Annotated in this window: 13 protein-coding genes; 12 read left to right on the forward strand and 1 reads right to left on the reverse strand. The window is 38.8% G+C overall.

The genetic code is table 11. From position 1 onward, the window contains the following. The first annotated feature begins 1 nt into the window (after window position 1). From truA to GI584_RS01110, 6 genes are all read left to right on the forward strand, one after another. On the forward strand, window positions 2-751 hold the full coding sequence (gene truA, locus GI584_RS01085) for a tRNA pseudouridine(38-40) synthase TruA (RefSeq protein ID WP_153789940.1): 750 nt from the start codon (window positions 2-4) through the stop codon (window positions 749-751). Window positions 752-1,016: 265 nt separating this feature from the next. After that, window positions 1,017-1,454, forward strand: coding sequence for a 50S ribosomal protein L13 (rplM, locus tag GI584_RS01090; protein WP_100362597.1), 438 nt, complete (start codon window positions 1,017-1,019; stop codon window positions 1,452-1,454). A 19-nt stretch (window positions 1,455-1,473) separates the two neighbouring features. Then, complete coding sequence (gene rpsI, locus GI584_RS01095) at window positions 1,474-1,866, forward strand: 30S ribosomal protein S9 (protein ID WP_100362596.1); 393 nt, start codon at window positions 1,474-1,476, stop codon at window positions 1,864-1,866. Window positions 1,867-2,322: 456 nt separating this feature from the next. Beyond that, window positions 2,323-5,292 carry a phosphatase PAP2 family protein gene (locus GI584_RS24190; protein ID WP_267902832.1) on the forward strand — a complete coding sequence of 990 codons (2,970 nt, stop codon included), beginning with the start codon at window positions 2,323-2,325 and terminating at the stop codon, window positions 5,290-5,292. A gap of 461 nt (window positions 5,293-5,753) precedes the next feature. Then, window positions 5,754-6,266: a type 1 glutamine amidotransferase domain-containing protein gene (locus GI584_RS01105; RefSeq protein WP_100362595.1), complete on the forward strand. Its 513-nt coding sequence runs from the start codon at window positions 5,754-5,756 to the stop codon at window positions 6,264-6,266. Between the two features lie 356 nt (window positions 6,267-6,622). After that, window positions 6,623-9,874: an FIMAH domain-containing protein gene (locus tag GI584_RS01110; RefSeq protein ID WP_153789942.1), complete on the forward strand. Its 3,252-nt coding sequence runs from the start codon at window positions 6,623-6,625 to the stop codon at window positions 9,872-9,874. Window positions 9,875-10,147: 273 nt separating this feature from the next. Here GI584_RS01110 and GI584_RS01115 read toward each other — a convergent pair whose 3' ends face one another. Beyond that, window positions 10,148-10,495 (reverse strand): winged helix-turn-helix transcriptional regulator, encoded by a 348-nt coding sequence (locus GI584_RS01115; RefSeq protein ID WP_100362593.1) that lies wholly within the window; start codon window positions 10,493-10,495, stop codon window positions 10,148-10,150. Between the two features lie 233 nt (window positions 10,496-10,728). Between GI584_RS01115 and GI584_RS01120 the strand changes: the two genes are divergently transcribed. From GI584_RS01120 to cwlD, 6 genes are all read left to right on the forward strand, one after another. After that, complete coding sequence (locus GI584_RS01120; protein ID WP_100362592.1) at window positions 10,729-11,784, forward strand: LLM class flavin-dependent oxidoreductase; 1,056 nt, start codon at window positions 10,729-10,731, stop codon at window positions 11,782-11,784. Between the two features lie 10 nt (window positions 11,785-11,794). Next, entirely contained in the window at window positions 11,795-12,361 is a 567-nt protein-coding gene (locus tag GI584_RS01125; protein ID WP_153789943.1) for an NADPH-dependent FMN reductase, read from the forward strand. 170 nt (window positions 12,362-12,531) lie between these two features. Beyond that, window positions 12,532-13,587, forward strand: a complete 1,056-nt coding sequence (locus GI584_RS01130) for a TAXI family TRAP transporter solute-binding subunit (RefSeq protein WP_153789944.1) — start codon at window positions 12,532-12,534, stop codon at window positions 13,585-13,587. Further along, a complete protein-coding gene (locus GI584_RS01135) occupies window positions 13,577-14,149 on the forward strand; it encodes a DUF1850 domain-containing protein (protein ID WP_153789945.1) in 573 nt (190 codons plus the stop codon). The genes GI584_RS01130 and GI584_RS01135 overlap by 11 nt, the downstream gene beginning before the upstream one ends. A 25-nt stretch (window positions 14,150-14,174) precedes the next feature. Continuing rightward, a complete protein-coding gene (locus GI584_RS01140) occupies window positions 14,175-16,397 on the forward strand; it encodes a TRAP transporter permease (protein WP_153789946.1) in 2,223 nt (740 codons plus the stop codon). Window positions 16,398-16,660: 263 nt separating this feature from the next. After that, window positions 16,661-17,377, forward strand: a complete 717-nt coding sequence (gene cwlD / locus GI584_RS01145; protein ID WP_100362587.1) for an N-acetylmuramoyl-L-alanine amidase CwlD — start codon at window positions 16,661-16,663, stop codon at window positions 17,375-17,377. Window positions 17,378-17,408 lie beyond the last annotated feature (31 nt).

Below are 17,408 nucleotides of genomic sequence, written 5' to 3' on the forward strand. Positions count from 1 at the left end.
AATGAGATTAAAAGCAATCATTCGATATGATGGTACGTTTTTTTCGGGCTATCAGGTACAACCAAACGGTCGGACGGTACAAGGGGTAATGGAAAAAGTTTTAATGAAAATGCATAAAGGCAATCATGTGCGCGTGACGGCTTCAGGCAGAACCGATCAGGGGGTTCATGCGGTAGGACAGGTGATTCACTTTGATACGGAACTAGAGATTCCACCTGAAAACTGGTTACGGGCATTAAATACTATGCTTCCGGATGATGTGGAAGTTATCTCGATTACAGATGTTCCAGAGAACTTCCATGCTCGGTATGACGTCAGTGAGAAAGAATATCGCTATTATATCCTCAATGCCAAGGAAAAGGACTTATTTCGCCGTCATTACACCCATTTTGTGAAAGAGAAATTAGATCTTGGAGCAATGTCCGAAGCCAGTCAACATTTTCTTGGCAGTCATGACTTTTCTTCGTTCTGTGCAGCAAATAGTAAAGTAAAAGGGGATAAGGTGCGTGAGATTACGGATATTGCTGTCGATCAGGATGGGGAAAATATGATTGTTCGTGTAAAAGGGACTGGCTTTTTATATAATATGGTACGGATTATTGTTGGAACAATGATTGAAATTGGACTAGGCAAAAGAGAATCAGAGGAAATCACAGAGATCATAGCTGCTCAAGACCGATCAAAGGCTGGTAAAACCGCTCCTCCACAAGGGCTATACTTATGGGAGGTTAACTATAACAAAAAAAGTTGATAAAACAACGAATCCTTGCGTGCAATCTATTGACATTTGGGATCGTATGGTATATTATGATCTATGGCATTTTATTTTCTAAACCACGAATAGCCCCGGAAAGTTACTCGTGTTAGAATATAAATTCGGAACTAGAAAAGCGTAAGCGCCCGTTCAGAAACGTATATGACTTATCCTACAGAGCTGAGGGAAAGGCACTAGTTTCTGGGCGCTCAGAGCTAGACAAAAAAGACTTTAGAAACATGGATTTAGGAGGTAACCGATCATGCGCACAACTTTCATGGCAAATGAAAATAATATTGAACGCAAATGGTTTGTTGTCGACGCAGAAGGTCAAACGTTAGGTCGTTTAGCAAGTGAAATTGCTTCAATCCTTCGCGGTAAGCACAAACCAACATATACACCGCATGTTGATACTGGTGATCACGTGATCATTATCAACGCGGAAAAAATCGAACTTACAGGTAAAAAACTTAGCGATAAGTTATATCACCGTCACTCTAATCACCCAGGTGGTTTAAAATCACGTACTGCTGGTGAAATGCGTGAAAAATATCCTGAACAAATGTTAGAACTAACAATTAAAGGGATGCTACCAAAAGGTAAATTAGGACGTAAAATGGGTCAAAAACTACATGTTTATCGTGGAGCAGAACATAAACATGAAGCACAACAACCAGAAGTTTACGAACTTCGCGGATAATTAAAAGGAGGTTAACATAGTGGCACAAGTACAATACTACGGTACCGGACGCCGTAAAACTTCAACTGCACGTGTACGTTTAGTTCCAGGTACTGGACGTATCGTTGTAAATAGTCGTGATGCGGAAGATTACTTCCCATATGAAACACTTCGTACAATCATTAAGCAACCATTAGCATCTACTGAAACTGAAGGTAGCTATGATGTATTAGTAAACGTTGATGGTGGAGGATACACTGGTCAAGCTGGTGCAATCCGTCACGGCGTTGCTCGTGCATTATTAGAAGCTGATCCAGAATACCGCACAACACTTAAACGTGCTGGTTTCTTAACTCGTGACGCAAGAGCTAAAGAGCGTAAAAAATACGGTCTTAAAAAAGCTCGTCGTGCACCACAGTTCTCAAAACGTTAAGAAATCTTATATGCCAAGGGTTTACCCTCTTTGCTCTTATGGAGCAGAGAGGGTTTTTTCATGTAATTCTGGAACAACTCGGCTGTTTTCTCCTTCGCTTCAACGGTCACATAGCTGTTCCATCGTTTTCTTACATTTTTCATGGTAGTAGTTGTAATAGCTCATTTTGGCGTTTTCATGGTTATTAATGAGATATTCGCTGAATACAACAGCAATCCTTATGACTTATCAGCAGAGAAAATAACATTCAAAGAGCTATCCGAAAGATTTGCAAAAGAAAGGTTCCCTAAACTCGTTCATTTCCGTAATAAGTCTCTTCCCATCTGCATAAAATTACATAATTTTAACACTTTTCCTACATTCATTTAACATACAGTCCTTAAAGTGAAATTAGTGTGGTTAAGTGATTTAAAAATCTGCAGCAGAAAAGGAGAAATGAAAATAGGTATGAAATTCATGAAAAAAATATCAATAATACTACTACTTGCAGTGCTAACTATGGGATCTTTTGAGCTTCCTGTTCAGGCCGCTAGTCAACATTCTGAAAAGGAGCATTCAAAACCTTCAAAGCCACAAGGGACTACTGAAGAAATAAATACAGTTGCTCCTGAAGTTGAGCAACCTTTACCAGCAGTGGATAATGGCGGAAATGCTAACGATTCACTCTTAAAGAATGTAGCTGAGACTAATCCTTTTATAAATATTTTAGATGGTTTTGATCAAATATGGTCTATGAATCAACCAGATTGGAGAGACGGAACAGCGTTAACTATACCAGGTGCAAATGGTGAGGTTGCAAAATATGGTGACGGACCTACCGTTTATTTTGATGGATATAAAAATGATAAGACAAAGGTAGTAGCAGATAAGAAGACATATGCTAACGAAGAAATCAGAGATCCAGAGACTTGGGAAGCTAATATAAAATATGTAGAAGAGGTTACTAAAAATAGAACGAATGAAGAGGCGTTAGCGGCCTATTATGATGATCAAAGAGATAAGATATATAGTATGATGGAAGCTTATGGGCCTTTAGCTAATGCCTACGTAGAGATCGTTAACCCGATCACCAGTGTTGTCAGATCAGCAGAGGACATGGATAAAGTATTGGAAGAATCGACTGTTGAAGACCAAGCCCAAGGGATGGGACAATGGGAGGGATCTGCACTAGCAGATACGATGGATTTAGTTCATTTAATTAGATTTAGGAATCCTTCTTCGTCTAATCCTTCTAAATACTTTTTTTCTTCTCCAAGACCTTACAGAATGAATTCAAATGGAGAAGTGAAAGAAGTTGTTGATGAGAACGGTTTACCTGTTTGGGCCACAATCGGCAGTGGTGAAAGTACAGTAGAAGAATTACCTTCAGGTGGTAAAAAAGAAACGGGAGAAAGACATTACCAGCAATATGAAACGAATGTGGAAGTAATTCCTGCATTAGAATATGTAAAAAGAAAAGCGGAAGACGGGAGAGGTAAAGACGGAGCTTTTCCAAGCGGGCATACAAGTGCATCTTATTTGTCAACATTCGGATTTGCATACGCAACACCAGAAAGATATGCTGAATTTTTAACAAGAGCAGCTCAAATGGGAGAAAATAGAATAGTGACCGGCATGCACTCTCCACTTGATGTTATAGGAGCAAGAATACAAGCTACAGCAATGACTGCCTATGCATACAATCTTTCAGAAAACCAAGAGGTATTGGATAAGGCTTATCAAAATGCTGGAGAAGTATTCGCTGAATTAGCTGCATCAAAAGAAATGAGCTTGTACGAATATGCACATACGGTAACAGAGGATTATACGTTTGAAAGTGCGTACGATGAAGAAAAGTGGGAAGATCATGAAGCAAATAAAGCATTCTATCGGGAAAAACTTACATACGGATTACCTCAAACAGGCACAAAAGGTTTAGACCCTGTAGTACCTAAAGGGGCTGAAGTTTTATTGGAAACTCGTCAGCCTTATTTGACTGATAAACAACGTAGAGAAGTATTGTATACCACAGAAATTGAATCAGGCTACCCTGTAATAGACGAATCAAATGGTTGGGGAAGACTTGATTTGGTAACAGCATCTGATGGATATGGTGCGTTTTTAAGCAATGTAACAGTGAATATGGATGCTTCAAAAGGGAGATTTAATGCTCATGATTGGTGGAGAAATGATATAACTGGTAGTGGTATGCTTACCAAGCAAGGGACAGGAACACTTACATTGACAGGAAATAATAGTTATTCAGGAGGCACATTGCTACAAGGAGGAACGTTAGAAGCTACTTCTGAGACTGCTTTTGGTGAAGGTGATCTTTATGTAGAAAATGGTACAGTTTTAGTTAATGTAGATGAACCTTTGAATGTAAATGGTAACTTAACAATGGAAGCTGGAAACCTAGATATTGCAGTGGATAATGACAAAACTCAACTAAATGTAGATGGACTGTTATACCTTGATGGTGGGGATCTGAATTTGGATCTTTCTAATTATGAAATAGACAAGGCTGCAAATATTACTTTAATGACCGCCGACAAGGTGAAAGGTAAATTCGATAATGTAACTGCAGATGATTACAAGGTAACTGTCACTTATAATAATAATAGTGTCGTTGCACATATCAAAGCAATCGATACTTCTGATCCAGTTTCACCAGATCCTGAAGATCCCGAAAATCCTGTCAAACCGGAAGATCCAAAAGACCCAAAAGACCCAGTCGATCCAGAAGATCCTGAGGACTCAAAAGATCCAGAGAAACAAACCAGTGTTACCTTAACACCTGACGTTACCAATGGCGAGGCAATGATCGAAACAGACTCGCTCCATCAGCTAGCTGATCAAGGTGAACTATGGATAGATTTACGTGATCATAATGATTCTGTTAACCTAGCATTTACTTCTGACCAAATAAAATGGCTGAAGGAGCATCGTATAACGATCATCGTTCAGTTAAAAAATGTAAGCTTGCAACTAGCTGCCTCCAATTTCACTAATGCATCCGAGGCTGCAACAATCCAGTTAGAGCGTTTAGCTGACATTGATCAAGCATTGAGTGTGGTCTATGACTTTGAAATCAAACAAGGCGAAAAACGATTAAATACCTTCGACGAAAAAGTGACACTGACTTTTTCTGTTGATAGCTACAAAGTAAATGATAAAGATCAGCTGCAACTGTTCTATTGGAATCCAGAACTCGAAGAATGGGAAGCAATCGGCGGAGAATGGCAAGATGGAAACGTGACAGCACAAACTGATCACTTCAGCACCTATACGGTTTTTGAACAGGAAGCAATAGAACAACTGCCTGTTACGGACGACGGACAAAAACTACCGGAAACTGCCACTACGATCTATCAGTACTTTTTAGCAGGGTTTTTACTCTTCTTAAGTGGCGTGTTCTTCCTCTTCATGAGAAGAAGAAAAGCTTAATCGTTTATGTAGAGAAATATATGAAAATATCAGAATGTATAAGTCATGGTCAGAAATAAAATAATACTTAGTATTGTATTCAACTAACATCTATCATTTTGGTTCAAATTGGTTCAAGTAATATCATTTTAAATTCTTTTTCATACCATTTTTATCTCAATAAAGGTTCCTGAAATGTTGATATAAATGGATTTCAATGGATTCAATATACTTTAAATTGACAAGTATATTTCTCAAAACGTTAATTATATTTCAACACCAAACCCTTCTCAAAGCCGAGAAGGGTTTTTTCTTTGGTTCAGATGGATAAGGTATTTGGCCCATTTTTCAATACTGATCTACCAAGTAACTCACCATCTCAACAAATATAAATAATCTGTAATGTTTATCTTAAACTCACACGTGGAATTATCCAATACAAAGAGAATAGTAACTCTATAATATAAGGAGAGTGTTAGGTAATGCCTAAAATAGCAACAGTGATTACAGATATGTTTGAAGATGTCGAGTATACTTCACCAGCGAGAGAATTCGAAGGTGTAGGTCATAAAGTCGTAACGATAGAAAAAGAAGCAGGCAAAACTGTCAAGGGTAAACAAGGTGATGCAACTGTTACAATCGATTATGGAATTGACGATGTGTCACCGGAAGATTTTGATGCGTTGTTCATTCCGGGCGGTTTCTCACCGGATATGTTAAGAGCGGATGAGCGCTTTGTGAATTTCGCAAAACATTTCATGGATGAAAAGAAACCGGTATTCGCTATCTGCCACGGACCTCAGTTATTAATCACAGCTAAAGCATTGGAAGGCCGTGATGTAACGGGATTCAAATCAATTCTGGTCGATTTAGAATACGCTGGTGCTAAAGTGCATGATGAAAGAGTGGTCGTTTGTGGTGATCAATTGGTTACCAGTAGACAGCCAGATGATATTCCGGCATTTATTGAAGAATCACTTCAACTATTGCCATAAAGATTAAAATCCCCGTAAGTCCAATTGGACTTACGGGGATTCTTTTTATTCACAGCCAATTAGAAAGAATTGTGGATAACTTTTTAGTAACTCAAAAATTCCATTACTTCAAAGAATATAAATAAATCTTTCCCTCCGTGATCAGTCTCCCCAACGGTCTAAATTGTTTTTGTATATAAATTGTAAGAATGGTTAGTTGTTACCGCTTACATTACCATTTAATCTGAGATAGAAACATCTAACCAATCTAATAAACAGAGAGGAGGAACTGTTTTCATTCACAAAAGATCCAAAACTATATATCAATAGAAGCTGCCCTCTGCCAATAGTGATAATTTAAATAATGGAGGTATAATATGAGGCGATTTTTCCATTTCATGCTATGTTTTGTTATCTGTTTTTCGATTCTGCCTATGTTTAGTCCGATGGTCAATGCCGCGGAAGAGACAGAGCTTCTAGCCTTTCCGGGTGCTGAAGGATTTGGACAATATGCCGAAGGTGGACGTGGCGGTGAAGTCTATCATGTGACTAGTTATGATCTTAAAGGACCTGGCACTTTTCATGATGCACTGACAACAGCTAGTGATACACCTCGGACAATTGTATTTGATATATCAGGTAATATTACAATACCGCAAATTATCGTACGCAATAAATCTAATATTACTATAGCTGGTCAAACGGCTCCGGGAGATGGTGTAACTATAAGAGGAAATAATGTTCGCTTTATCGATAGTAGCGATATTATTATCCGTCATATGCGGTTTCGTCTAGGAAAGAATGATTTTCAAGATGATGCCTTATATTTTGAAGATAGTCAAAATGTCATCATTGATCATTCCTCTTTTTCCTGGGGTACAGACGAAAACTTATCCATATTAAGTAAAAATTATAACAACCCTAGATCTAAAAATATTACTGTGCAATGGTCGATCATCTCAGAGGGTCTATTAACGCATTCTATGGGTGGACTGATTGAGATGAATACAATAACGATGCATCATAACCTTTATGCTCATAATAATGACAGAAATCCCAAAACAAAAGGGCAAATCGACTTTGTAAATAATGTTGTTTATAATTGGGGTCAATTTCCTTATGTTGCTGGTGGTGAATCAGGTACGAAAGGGTACGGAAATGTTGTAGGGAATTATTTTGTAGCAGGTGTTAATTCTGGCAACCCTGAATATGCGGTAGTACGTGGAAATGAAAACTATAGCCTGTTTCTTGATAACAACCGGATTGACAGTAACAAAAATGGTATTTTAGATGGAACGGACACAGGTACAGATATGATGGAAGTGGAAAGACCAAGTGTTATCGTCGATGACCGCTTTGAATATCCTTTGACTAATACAGAAGAACCTGAGGAAGCATATGATCATGTTTTAGGTTATGCCGGCTCATCATTAGTAAGAGACAGCGTTGACCAAAGAGTGATTCATGAGGTTAGGAATCAAACAGGAGCCATCATTGGAGATGAAAATGACGTTGGAGGTTTCCCAGAACTAGAAAAAGGCACAGCTCCAGAAGACACGGATCAAGATGGAATGCCTGATGAATGGGAGTTAGCAAAAGGACTTGATCCGAATAATCCAGAGGATCGAAATGGAGACAACAGTGGAAATGGCTATACTAATTTAGAGGATTATTTAAATGAATTAGCCGCGTTAGCATTTCCAGAGAATTATCCAATGGAACCGCCATCCTGGTCTGGAGATCCATTTGTTCCGCCAGAAGAAGAAACAGATCCAGAGCCAGAAACAGATCCAGAACCATTACCGGTAATGGATGGAGAGGTTCCCAAAAATGTAGTAATCAATGATAACAGTAGTGGTGGCAGTATAAATGCGAGTAATTGGTCTGTTCAAGATAACCTCCAAGTAGGAGACCTAGTAGCTGGGGATAGAGATTCTTATCGATTTACGACAATTCCAGATGAATTACTAGGTGTGGAATGGATTCGCTCAGCAGTTAATTCAAGAAGTGCTACGAGTGAAGATTTAGTTTCCTTTTACTTAGCTGCTGATGCCAATGTCTATGTTGCTCATGATTCGAGAGTAAGTTCAAAACCGGAATGGTTATCTTCTGACTATGAGGACACTGGACAAACGATTGAAGATGATCAACCCGTGACGTTTGAACTTTATAAAAAGCATTACCCCGCTGGATCTTTTGTAGTCATGGGGCCAAATAATAACAGTAGCCGAATGAATTATTTTGTGTTAATCCAACCAACTAACCAAGAGGAAGAACCACCTACTGAAAGTCCTGTAGAGTTGGAAGCAGAGATTGGAAATGATGAGGTTTCATTGAATTGGTCGTCTGTTGATGGAGCGGAGGGGTATTTAGTCTATCGTTCTTCATCAAAGGATCCCTCTCTTCGAGCAATCGCGAAGTCTGAAGCAAATAATTATCAGGATGACACAGTAGAATTAGGTGTTACTTATCAATATAAGATATCTGCTATAAATGCAGGAGGAGAATCTGAACTATCGGAACTAACGGAAGTCTTTTTCTATGATCCGAATGAACCAGCGCCTGCTGCACCAACCGACCTTACCATCACAGAAACTAAAAGTATAACGGTTGAGTTAGAGTGGCAACCAGTAGAAGATGCTATGAGTTACGGTATTTTTAGGTCCACTGATCCAGACGAGGATTTTACTAAAGTAGCCAATACGACGAAGCCTTCCTATACGGATAAACCTGTCGATCCTTCTACAACCTATTACTATAAAGTGTCGACAACAAGTATTGGTGGAGAATCCGACATGTCGAACGAAGTAAGTACAACAACCGAAGAGGCTATTAGCCTTCCAGAGGTACCGAAAGGTCTTTCTGCTGGAGATATAACAACTTCTACATTTGAAATACAGTGGGAATCTGTAGATGATGTAGAGAGCTACGATATCTATCGAAAGGCAAATGAAGAAAACGAATATAGGAAAATAGCTAGTGCAGATACTACCACCTATCAGGATGAAAGTGTAAGTAATAGCCGTACAGGGTACAGTTACAAAATACTGGCGGTTAATGAAATGGGAGAGTCTGACTTGTCAGAAGAGCTCAATATTGACATGCCTCTACCTGAAACACCATCTGATTTGAAAGTTACACTGGCAGGAAAGGATTTTGTTGGTTTGGCTTGGACATCACGCGGTGGTGCAAATCAGTACAATATTTATCGGGAAGCGGATGGAGAGGTTGAAAATCTTGGTTATGCCAAAGTAGATGCTTACTATGATCGTGCGGCAGAACCAGGGGTCACTTACACGTATTACATTAAGGCAGCCAATGCTAGTGGGGAATCAGAAAAATCAAATTCTGTAGAAGTAACACCGGGTTATATTACCGTTTTAACCAACTACATGCAGGAATATAAACAAACTGGCGATTTAACAGGGGCGGTTGAATCACAATTAACCAACACCTTAAAACAAGTAGAGCATCATTTAGATAAAGGCTCAACCGAAGAAGCAACAAAATTCCTATCTAAGTATATAGATCAACTTAATAAAGAGATGGCAGAAGAAAATATTTCACCTTTAGCAAGTGCATTGCTAAATCATTATGCAGAGTCGTTTATGCAAGAATTGAACAATTAAAGCAAAGAATATCACATTTTTAATAAGGGCAATAACCCTTCCTGTATGGGGGTTATTGCCCTTTATTTAAAGGTAAAGAAAGTATCGAATTCATATACCAGTCTAGCTTCGAGCGCCCGGTGCTTTTCATATCTCCTCTAAGCTTAAGTTTGTAATTGTGCCTTGATGAAAGGATAACTCTTCCGTCAATATACTTCGTTTGAAGTTGATACATTAGAAACTCGTCACTTTAGTGATGAGAGGTTCATCATCGATTATTACTCCTATTCGTTTTCATCCATGCTGCTTTTTAAGCTTATTCTGCTTATGCAACGTATGCTTCACACCCCATTCGTGCATGGCTTCCAATATAGGCTGTAGACTCTCGCCATATTCGGTAATGGAATATTCGACTTTCGGCGGCACCTCTGGATAGATGACTCGTTGGACAATATCTTCCGCTTCTAATTCACGTAATTGTTTGGTTAACATTTTTTGTGTGATTCCGGGCATACTTCTCTTAAGTTCATTGAAACGTTGTGTGCCATGATTTAGCAAATGTAATAAAATGATTGGTTTCCATTTTCCGACAAGGATACATAAAGCATCTTCTACCCGGCAAGCATTCGGTTCGAATTTCATAATAGATCCTCCTTGGTGATTTCTTGTAAGTAGATGAGAGTGTTTACTGGATGATTCAACGATCAAAGCAACGCCAATCGTCTAGAATGTGGGTACATAATTCCAGTGCCACCCAGTTACCTTAGTATCTTTTGGGATACTATACTACTTTTAAGTGCGTACTTACATTTTATGCATCTATGATTCATAATAACATAAGATAGCAAACTTTGATGTTAGAAAGGTTGTTCGAAATGGAGAAATATCGCATGGATCCTAGTAAGGGATTAGAATTTGGTTTATATACATTAGGTGATCATTTACCGAATCCGGAGACAGGTGAAAGGATTCCGGCAAGTCAGCGCCTAGATGAGATTATTGAATTGGCAAAATTAGCGGAAGATGCTGGACTCGACTTCTTTAGTGTTGGGGAAAGTCATCAGGATTATTTCACAACACAGGCACATTCTGTTGTACTGGCAGCGATTGCTCAGGCGACTAAAAAAATTAAAATAGCCAGTTCATCCACCATTATCAGTACACTAGATCCTGTCAGAGTGTTCGAAGACTTTGCAACAATTGATTTAATTTCAAAAGGTCGTACGGAAATAATAGCGGGAAGAGCTTCTCGTGTCGGAAATTTTGATCTTTTAGGATATGATTTGCATGACTATGAAGAATTATATGAAGAAAAATTTGATCTTTTATTAAAAATTAATCAAAACGAATATCTTGATTGGGAAGGGCAGTTTCGTGCTCCGCTAAAAAATGCTCATGTGCTACCCCGTCCGCTAAACGGTTCTTTACCGATTTGGCGAGCGGTTGGTGGCCATCCGTCCAGTGCTGTTAAGGCCGGTTATGCAGGTGTGCCAATTTTCCTAGCAACGTTAGGAGGTCCAGCAACACTTTTCAAACGAACAGTTGACTCTTATCGAGAAGCGCTAGAGCAGGTAGGTCATGATCCGAAAGATTTCCCGATATCAACAGCCGGTTTCTTCTATTTAGCAGAAACAACGCAGCAAGCACAACGGGAGACGTATCCTTTTATCAATTCTGGTATGCAAAAGACAAATGGCAGAGGCTATCCAAAACAACACTTTGCCCAAGGTGCTAATCCGCATGATGTGATGAATATCGGAAGCCCGCAGGAAGTAATTGAAAAAATATTATATCAGCATGAAACATTTGGTCATCAACGATACATTGCGCAAATGGACTTTGGCGGTATTCCGTTTGGCAAATTACGAAAAAACATAGAATTAATAGGAAAAGAAGTTCTACCAGTGATTCGAAAATACACAGCGAAGTAGGAGGCCAATGATGAAGATAGTTGCAATAGCAGGTTCGATTGTCGGATCGAAAACAAAAACAGCGATCCAATATGCAACAGATAAATTATCAGAAAAATATCCAGATGCAGAGGTTAATTTATTGGATTTAGCGGACTATGATCTTCCGTTCAGTGATGGAAGAAATTATCTAGACTATCAAGATGATGCAAGAGAAGTAACGGAAATGATTATGGGAGCTGATGCTTTAATTATCGGGACACCCATTTTCCAAGCATCGATTCCAGGTACCTTAAAAAATATTTTTGACTTATTGCCTGTCGGTGGTCTTGAGGGTAAAGTGGCAAGTATGATCGTAACAGCTGGTTCCCAACGACACTATTTAATTCCCGAACAGCAATTAAAACCAATCCTAGGATATATGAAAGCACAAGTAGTGCAAAGTTATGTTTATATTGAGGATATCGATTTTTACCAGAAAGAAATTACTAATGATGATGTGCTGTATCGTATTGAACGACTTGTTGAGGATACCATGACTTTAACAAGAACATATCAAAAGATGCGTGAAGAAAAAGAAGCAGAATATGATTTTTAATGGTGAAAGCACTTGGTTTAATGGACCAAGTGCTATTTTAGTGTAAGGATTTCTGACTTTTTACTTTGAAAATATTTCAATTATTCGCATAATTAGGTATAATATATTCTACAAATGGATAGACATACACCGTTAAGTGGAATCATAAAAAATAATGAGGGGGTTTCAAAATGAAAAAGCTTAGTTTGGTTTTTATTTTATTTCTGTTTTTTGGTTTAGTGTTAGCAGCTTGTGGGGATGCATCTGATGATGCGATTGATGATGAAGGAACGGAAACGGAGGAAACACCTGCAGAAACAGAGGCAGAGGGAGATTCTGAAGAAGAAAGTGACGAGGGTGAAGCAGCTTCTGGAGACTGGGTGGAAAATATTACAGTACTAACTGGTGGAGAAGCTGGTGTATATTTTCCATTAGGCGTAGCAATGGCTGAAATTATGGATCAGCAGGTTGATGGTGTGAGTGCAACTGGTATTTCCAGTGGTGCATCAGTAGTTAATGCCAATGAATTGAGTGATGGCCAAGCAGAATTTGCACTCATCCAAAATGATGTGGCTTATTATGCGCACGAAGGATCTAATATGTTTGAAGAAGTGGTAGATGGATTTAGTGGTGTTTTTACTATATATCCAGAAACGATTCAAATTGTTACACTGGCTGATAGTGGTATTGAAACAGTGGAGGATCTAGAAGGTAAACGTGTGGCTGTAGGTGATGTTGGATCAGGTACTGAAGCAAATGCGGAGCAAATTTTAGCTGCACACGATCTAACATTTGATGACTTAAGCGCAGAATGGATGGACTTCGGTGATGCTTCTACAAACGTACAGGACGGAAACATTGATGCTGCGTTTGTAACAGCAGGTACGCCAACCGGAAGTATCCAAGAATTGGCTGCAAGTGCAGATATTAGAATTGTAAGTATTAACGAAGATAAGATTGCTCAATTAGAAGAGGAATATCCATACTATGTTAGAGAAGATTTAGATGAAAATACGTATGAAAATTTTGATGCGACAGCAACAACTGTAGCAGTTCAAGCAATGCTAATTGTAAGAGATGACTTACCTGAGGATCAAGTCTATGAATTAACTAAGTCTATTTTTGATAATTTAGATTCCATGCAAAATGCACATGAACGAGGAAATGACCTAACCATCGATACAGCACAAGACGGTATGTCCATTGACTTGCACCCAGGAGTTCAACGCTATTACGATGAACAATAGAAAAGAAACTTTTACAAATGAAAAAGGGGCATTGCTACTGAGCAATGCCTTTTTTCAAAAATTTATGCTCATCTTTGCTGTGCTACTAATTCTTTTGTTAAGTTGGTTTTTATGGCATCGTCCTCAATATCTTTTAGTTATATCAGATATGAATACTGGAGAAACATTGTGGGAAAGAGAGATAGAACAAGGTGAATCATTCTCCCATGAATATATTCATTCAGTCGAAAAATCTCCTGTAAAGGAAGTATTTCAATTCTCTTCCACTGGTGAAGTGTTGACGATGGAAAGTTGGACAAAATCGTTTGGGGCCGGACTGCCTTATCAAAGGGAAGGAGATGTTGAAATGAAGGACGGTTATTATGTAATCAAAGATTTAAACCGTCCCATACATGGAGGTGTGTTAAGAATGAAACCTTCTGATATGTATCCGCATACATTCTCCTTTCGTGATCACACCATATATTTGTCAAAAGAACCCTTTGTCACAAAAATTATTGAAATTGATGTAAAAGACTTATCCTGGTGGGAAGGATTTTTACATTTGTTCAAATTAGAGTAAATTATCTAGAAAGTAGGGATGGAAAATGGATGACAGCCAGAAGGAAATGCTGCAAGAATTAGAGGGGAGTGACCGCGAACTCCGTAGACTTTGGGCTATTATTGTCTTAGCTATTAGTGTCTTTTTATCTGCTTTCCATTTATATGTTGCTGGGTTTGGATTGCCGGGTATTGGCTCCAAGACATTTTTGATATTGCATTTAACCCTTGGGTTAATACTAGTTTTTTGTATTTTTCCAATTAAAAAGGGTCTTCGCCAAACATTTATACCTTGGTATGATGTGTTATTAGCAATTTCCTCTTTAGTGATCGGTACATATATTATTCAAAAACAAACAGCAACTTCTATTATGTCGGGGCGGCCTACAGACCTGGATTTATTTATTGGCTTGGCTTTAATCATTTTAGTGCTTGAAGCAACACGGCGGGTAGTGGGGAAACCACTAGTCATCATTGCCCTTGTCTTTATTGCTTATTTCTTTTTAGGTGAATTTATGCCAGGTCAGTTTCACCATACACGTGGTGATTTTGAACGGTTTGTGTACGAAATTACGTACCGTAACAATGGTATTTTTGGTACACCGATTTATGCTTCTGCCCAGTTTGTATTTATATTTATTCTCTTTGGTGCCATCCTTGAGTCTACAGGTGCCGGAAAGATGTTTATTGACTTAGCATTGCGTATGTTTGGTCGCTATAAAGGAGGACCAGCGAAGGCCAGCGTTGTTGCTAGTGGACTAATGGGTAGTATTTCCGGGAGTTCCACAGCAAATGCGGTCACAACTGGTACTTTCACGATTCCATTAATGAAACGAGTTGGTTTCAAACCGCATGTAGCTGGTGGAGTAGAAGTGGCGGCCTCCTCGAGTGGCCAATTCTTACCGCCTATTATGGGTGCAGCTGCATTTATTATGGTAGAGTTTACGGGGATTCCTTATTATCAAATTATTCAAAGTGCCATTATTCCAGCTTTACTAGCCTATATCGGTATCTTATTTATGGTGCATTTTGAAGCATCGAAACACGGTATTACCGGGATTGATAGAAGTGAATTGGTATCAGGCAGGAAGTTGTTAATGCAGCAAGGGTACTTGTTAATACCGTTAATTGCTTTGCTCTATTATTTGGTCTATGTTCGGGTTTCAGTTAATAATTCGGCCTTTTTCTCGATTATTGTGTTATTGGTTCTAGCATTATTTGTACAGCGTTTTAAAGACAACCTTGGTCGAACTTCTATCATTGCGGTAGGGGTAATAGCGATTACTTTGTTATTACAATTCTTTATTGGCCCGATCAATCAAGGATTACATGCTTTAAATGATATCTTGAATATTAGTTTCTTTAGTGCGGAGACGATCAGGTGGAAGTCAGAGATATTAACCTTACTCCTTATTAGTATAGGGATTGCGCTTATTTTTGCTTTATCACAAAAGAAATTGAAAATTGATTCACCATCAGTCCATTTTGGTTGGAAACGAACATTGGCTGGTTTTGAAACAGCTGCACGAAATGCATTATCGATTATTGTCGCATGTGCGACTGCAGGTATTCTTATTGGTGTGATCACAACTTCAGGCTTATCTACCAAATTTACCAGAATTGTGATCGGCTTTAGTGAAACGTTGACTAATGCGATGCCAAACTTTTTAGTCACGGATAATACACAGTTATATTTTGCGCTAATTTTAACGGTGTTTGCCTGTCTGTTATTAGGTTTAGGTTTACCGACTACAGCAACCTATGTTGTTTTGGCAGCTATTGTGGCTCCTGTATTAACAGATATGGGTGTTCATGTTTTAATCGCTCACTTGTTTGTACTATATTACGGGGTATTAGCGGATGATACGCCACCGATTAACCTGCCAGCCTATGCAACAGCGGGTATAGCCAAGGCAGGGCCTGTTCGGACGGGTGTTCAAGGGTTTAAATATGATTCAGCAGCATTGTTATTGCCATTCGTTTTTACATTAAACCCAACTATTCTTTTGATTACGGATGTGGCATGGTATCAAATCATCTGGGCGATTGTTACAGCAACAATTGGTATGATTGCTTTTGCTTCGTTCATTCAAAATTGGTTAGTCAGACAATATCATTGGTATGAAAGAATATTAGCGTTGATTACAGCATTATTATTCATTCAAAACAACTTGCTGACAGATATTATTGCCGTAGTGACACTTGCTATTATCTTTATCCTGCAGTTGTTTCTTTCAAAGAATCGGAAGAATCAAGAGCAAACCGCATGATGATAGAAACCCTTTCCATTTACGGAAGGGGTTTTTCTCAGCAGGTAAGAAAGGATAATGTCGTGTCTAGCTCCGAGGTCTGAGCGCTCAGCGACTAGAGTTACTTCCCATTATAAAAATAGATTGATTCACAGAGTGGAGAGCAAGATGTAACTATATATTATCAGCAAAGTGAATTAACTTCTTAAAATATATTTAAGCTGGCATAACTTTCCCGCTTGTCCCATATAGTGGTTACAGGAGAATTATAGGGGGAAAAGCGGATGCCGAAGATATTTAAAGTTGTCCTGTGGTTAGTTGGATTATTTTTATTAATTATTCTTATGCAATACCCGATGCAACGATCGTTGGATTCATGGCAAACATGGTCGCTACCGTTAGCTGGTAAAACTATTGTTCTTGATCCGGGTCATGGTGGTGTTGATGGTGGTGCCGAAGCCTCAGATGATACACAGGAGAAGGATATTGCCCTAGACGTATCAAAGATGCTTAAGGATTATTTGCAGCAGGCAGGAGCAATTGTATATCTCACGAGAGAAGGCGATTATGATTTGGCGCAGGACGGAACAACCGGTTTATCCCGGAGAAAGTCAGAGGATATTCAAAACCGGGTAGCATTTATCAAAGAGAAGGAAGCGGACCTTTTTCTTAGTATTCACTTAAATGCTTTACCGGATCGCAAGTGGAAAGGGGCTCAAACCTTTTATCACCCTGGCCGAGAACAAAATGAATTATTAGCAAAAACAATTCAATCTGAAATCCGTCGTAATTTAGAGAATACCAACAGAGAAGCCCTAGCCATGAGTCAAGTATTTATTTTGAAATATGCCGAAACAACGGGGGCATTGGTGGAAATTGGCTTTTTATCGAATGAAGAAGAGAAAGAGTTATTAAAATCCCAAAATTATCAGAAAAAAATGGCAGCAAGTATATATGAGGGCATTTCACAATATGTAATCGAACAAACAGGTAGCCGTTGATGCGTCTCACTTAGATAATGCTTAATTTGTG

This window comes from Gracilibacillus salitolerans (assembly GCF_009650095.1).
GTDB lineage: Bacteria > Bacillota > Bacilli > Bacillales > Amphibacillaceae > Gracilibacillus > Gracilibacillus salitolerans.